At 69.3% G+C, this 3830-nt stretch carries 4 protein-coding genes; all 4 read right to left on the minus strand.

Annotation, left to right across the window (positions count from 1 at the left end; translation table 11 throughout):
• Positions 1–10 precede the first annotated feature (10 nt).
• Positions 11–1054, minus strand: coding sequence for a class II fructose-bisphosphate aldolase (fbaA, locus tag G6026_RS04430; protein WP_107757443.1), 1044 nt, complete (start codon positions 1052–1054; stop codon positions 11–13).
• Between the two features lie 133 nt (positions 1055–1187).
• Complete coding sequence (locus G6026_RS04435; RefSeq protein WP_107757444.1) at positions 1188–2297, minus strand: GTP-binding protein; 1110 nt, start codon at positions 2295–2297, stop codon at positions 1188–1190.
• Between the two features lie 55 nt (positions 2298–2352).
• Entirely contained in the window at positions 2353–3057 is a 705-nt protein-coding gene (locus tag G6026_RS04440) for an RNA methyltransferase (protein ID WP_182612366.1), read from the minus strand.
• Positions 3054–3830, minus strand: a 777-nt coding sequence (locus tag G6026_RS04445) for an SDR family oxidoreductase (RefSeq protein WP_182612367.1), incomplete at its 5' end; no start/stop codon positions are given. The genes G6026_RS04445 and G6026_RS04440, both read right to left, overlap by 4 nt.

Consider the following 3830-nt stretch of genomic DNA (forward strand, 5'->3'; position numbering starts at 1 on the left):
CAGAGGCGGTTCAGGCAGAGGCGCCCTTCGACTTGCCGGCCGACTTGAGGTCGTTGCACGCCTCGACGACGCGCTCGGACATCGCCTGCTCCGCCTTCTTGAGGTACGAGCGCGGGTCGTAGACCTTCTTGTTGCCGACCTCACCGTCGACCTTGAGGACACCGTCGTAGTTGCCGAACATGTGCGCGGCGATCGGACGGGTGAACGCGTACTGGGTGTCGGTGTCGACGTTCATCTTGATGACGCCGTAGGACAGCGCCTCCTCGATCTCGGACTTGGCCGAGCCCGAACCACCGTGGAAGACGAAGTCGAACGGAAGGTCGCCCTGGTTCAGCCCGAGCTTCTCGACCGCGACGTCCTGGCCCATCTTCAGCACCTCGGGCTTGAGCTTGACATTTCCGGGCTTGTACACGCCGTGGACGTTGCCGAAGGTCGCCGCCAGCAGGTAACGCTGTCCGGTGTTGCCCGCGCCGAGCGCGTCGATGGTGGCCTCGAAGTCCTCGCGGGAGGTGTAGAGCTTCTCGTTGATCTCGTTCTCGACCCCGTCCTCCTCGCCGCCGACGACGCCGATCTCGATCTCGAGGATCTGCTTGGCGTTGGCCGTCTTCTCGAGCAGCTCCTTGGCGATCTCGAGGTTACGGTCGAGCGGGGTGGCCGAGCCGTCCCACATGTGCGACTGGAACAGCGGGTTCTCGCCGCGGTCGACGCGTTCCTGGGAGATCTCGATGAGCGGACGCACGAAGCCGTCCAGCTTGTCCTCGGGGCAGTGGTCGGTGTGCAGCGCGACCAGGATGTCGTACTTCGCCGCGATGACGTGTGCGAACTCGGCGAGCGCGACGGCACCGGTGACCATGTCCTTGACGTTCAGCCCGGAGCCGAACTCGGAACCGCCGGTGGAGAACTGGATGATGCCGTCGGAGCCGGCGTCGGCGAAACCCTTGATGGCCGCGTTGATGGTCTCGGACGACGTGCAGTTGATCGCGGGGTAGGCGAAGCCCTCGTTACGGGCCCGGTCGAGCATGTCCTTGTACTGCTCCGGGGTGGCGATAGGCATTGACGATCCTCCAGTTTTTCGGCGCTGTGACTCATCCCATCCTACGAGGTAGCGCCAGGGGGCGGGTCGCGGTGGACCGGCGGGGGCACGGTGGGCTCGCGACGGTGTCACGGCGCCCGGCGGACACCGGCGGTCAGCGGGCCAATCCGAGTCCCGGAACCGCCGAGGGCATCGCCGCCAACTCGTCATCGGTGAGCAGGGCGCCACGGAGCGCGGATCGCACCGCGGCGTGGTCGAGCTTCACCCCGATGAGCACGATCTCCTGCCCCGGGCGGACGTCTGGTACGCGCGCCCACTCCTGGGCGATCTGGAGATCGTAGTTGGGCCCGGCCTGGGACCACACCACCGCATGGTGCGGATGCGACGACAACCAGCAGTAGCCTTTGGACCTCACCAGACCGCGGGTGGACCTGAGGGCCGCCTCGAGCCGAGCCGGGTCGAACGGCCGCCCGGACCGGAACACCGTCGACGAGATGCCGTACTCCTCCGTCTCCGGGGTGTGCGGGGTGGCGAGTTCCTCCGCGTACCCCTCCGCCTGCGCGGCGACCGCGGGGTCGAACAAACCGGTGTCCACCACGTCGGCGACATCGATCCTGCCGCGGTCGAGTCGGCGCACGCGGGCGCGGGGGTTGAGGGCCCGGATCATCTGCTCGGTCGCGCCCGCCACCTGCTCCGAGGCCAGATCCGTCTTGGACACCAGCACGAGGTCCGCGAACTCGACCTGGTCCACCAGGAGGTCGGCGATCGTCCGCTCGTCGCCCTCGCCCGCGGCCATGTCGTGCTGGTCCAGTCGGTCCCCGCGGGCGATCGCACCGAGGAACGTCGAGGCGTCGACGACCGTGACCATGGTGTCCAACCGGGCCAGGTCGTCGAGGCGGAACCCGCCGGTGAACTCCCACTCGAAGGTCGCGGCGACCGGCATGGGCTCGGAGATACCCGTCGACTCCACGACGATGGCGTCGAACGACCCGTCGCGGGCCAGACGGGCCACGGATTCCACGAGGTCTTCGCGGAGCGTGCAGCAGATGCAGCCGTTGGTGAGCTCCACCAGCTTCTCCTCGCCGCGCTCGACATGCCCCTCACCGGCCACCAGGGCGGCGTCGATGTTGATCTCGGACATGTCGTTGACGATGACGGCGATGCGGCGACCGTCCCGGTTGGACAGGAGATGGTTGAGAAGGGTCGTCTTGCCGGCCCCGAGGAAGCCGGACAGGACGGTGACGGGGATGCGGGAATCAGCCATGGTCCTAATGATAACCATTTCCATTAAGGCTGCGGCGCCGGGACCGTCGTGGACGTCAGAGGGGGGCGGCGTGCTCGCGGATCCACGCGTGCATCGCGATCCCGGCGGCCACGCCGGCGTTGATCGATCGGGTCGAACCGAACTGGGCGATCGACACCGTCCGGGCCGCCCGCAGGCGCGCGTCCGCACTGACACCGGGCCCCTCCTGCCCGAACAGCAGTACACACTCGCGCGGCAGGCGGGCGGTCTCGAGCGGCTCGGCACCGGGGAGATTATCGACGGCGACCACGGGCAGTCCCTCGGCCTCGGCCCACGCCATCAGCGCGGACACGTCCTCGTGGTGCCGCAGGTGCTGGTAACGATCGGTCACCATCGCCCCGCGGCGGTTCCAGCGGCGTCGACCCACGATGTGCACCTCGGCCGCGAGGAAGGCGTTGGCCGTGCGGACCACGGTGCCGATGTTGGCATCGTGGCCGAAGTTCTCGATGGCCACGTGGAACGGGTGCCGCCGGGTGTCGAGGTCGGCCACGATGGCCTCGCGCCGCCAGTAGCGGTAGCGGTCGACCACGTTGCGGCGGTCGCCCGAGTCGAGCAGTTCCGGGTCCCAGTGGTCGCCGGACGGCCGGGGCTCCCCGGGGCGCTCGAGCTCCCACGGGCCCACCCCGACGAGGCCCTCACCCCATTCGGTGGGCCCGGCGGAGGGATCCGCTGCTGCGGGGTCCGCGGTCGCGGCCTCCGGGTCGGGGGTGGGCCCGGTCACGAGGTCAGGCGCCGATTGGCCAGTCGGATGATCCGCCCCGGCCCGACCTGAGACGCCAGGTACATCGCGGTGGCCTGGGTGCCCACAGGCCGGTGCACCTCGCGACCCACGACGCCCCGGATCCGCCCGAGCAGACCGGACGTCGGGCGCCGCGTCTGCTCGGCGAGGCGCAGAACCTCGCCGGCCACGTCGCCCTCGGTCAGTCGGACGCCCATGTTCCGCATGCCTGCGGTGTTCACGCCCTCGAGCATCCCCGTGCCCACGTAGAGCGGCCACACCGAACACACGCGGATGCCCGTGGGACCCCACTCCAGGTCCAGCGCCTCGGTGATCCCCCGGACGGCGAACTTGGTGGCCGAGTACACGGCCATCTCGGCCTGGCCGTAGATCGCCGAGGCCGAGCAGAGGTTGACCACGACCGCGGACGAGGCCTTCTCCAGGTGCGGGTGCGCCGCCCGGCAGCCGTACATCACGCCCTTGACGTTGACATCGACGAGCGCGGAGTCCTGCTCGTAGCTCGCGTCCACGAACGGCATCCCGTACAACAGGCCGGCATTGTTGACCAGGACGTTCAGCGCGCCACCGGAGCGGGCCGTCACCTGTTCCAGTGCGGCCTCCCAGGCGGCGGGGTCGGTGACGTCCAGCGCTCCGGTGATCACGCGGTCATCCCCCGCCGCCCAGGCACACGGCTGCAGATCGAAGGCGCCCACCAGGTACCCGGCGTCGGCGAACCCGCGTGCGGTGGCCTCGCCGATCCCGGAGGAGGCGCCGGT

The sequence above is a fragment of the Dietzia sp. DQ11-38-2 genome (genome assembly GCF_014145055.1).
Classification (GTDB): domain Bacteria; phylum Actinomycetota; class Actinomycetes; order Mycobacteriales; family Mycobacteriaceae; genus Dietzia.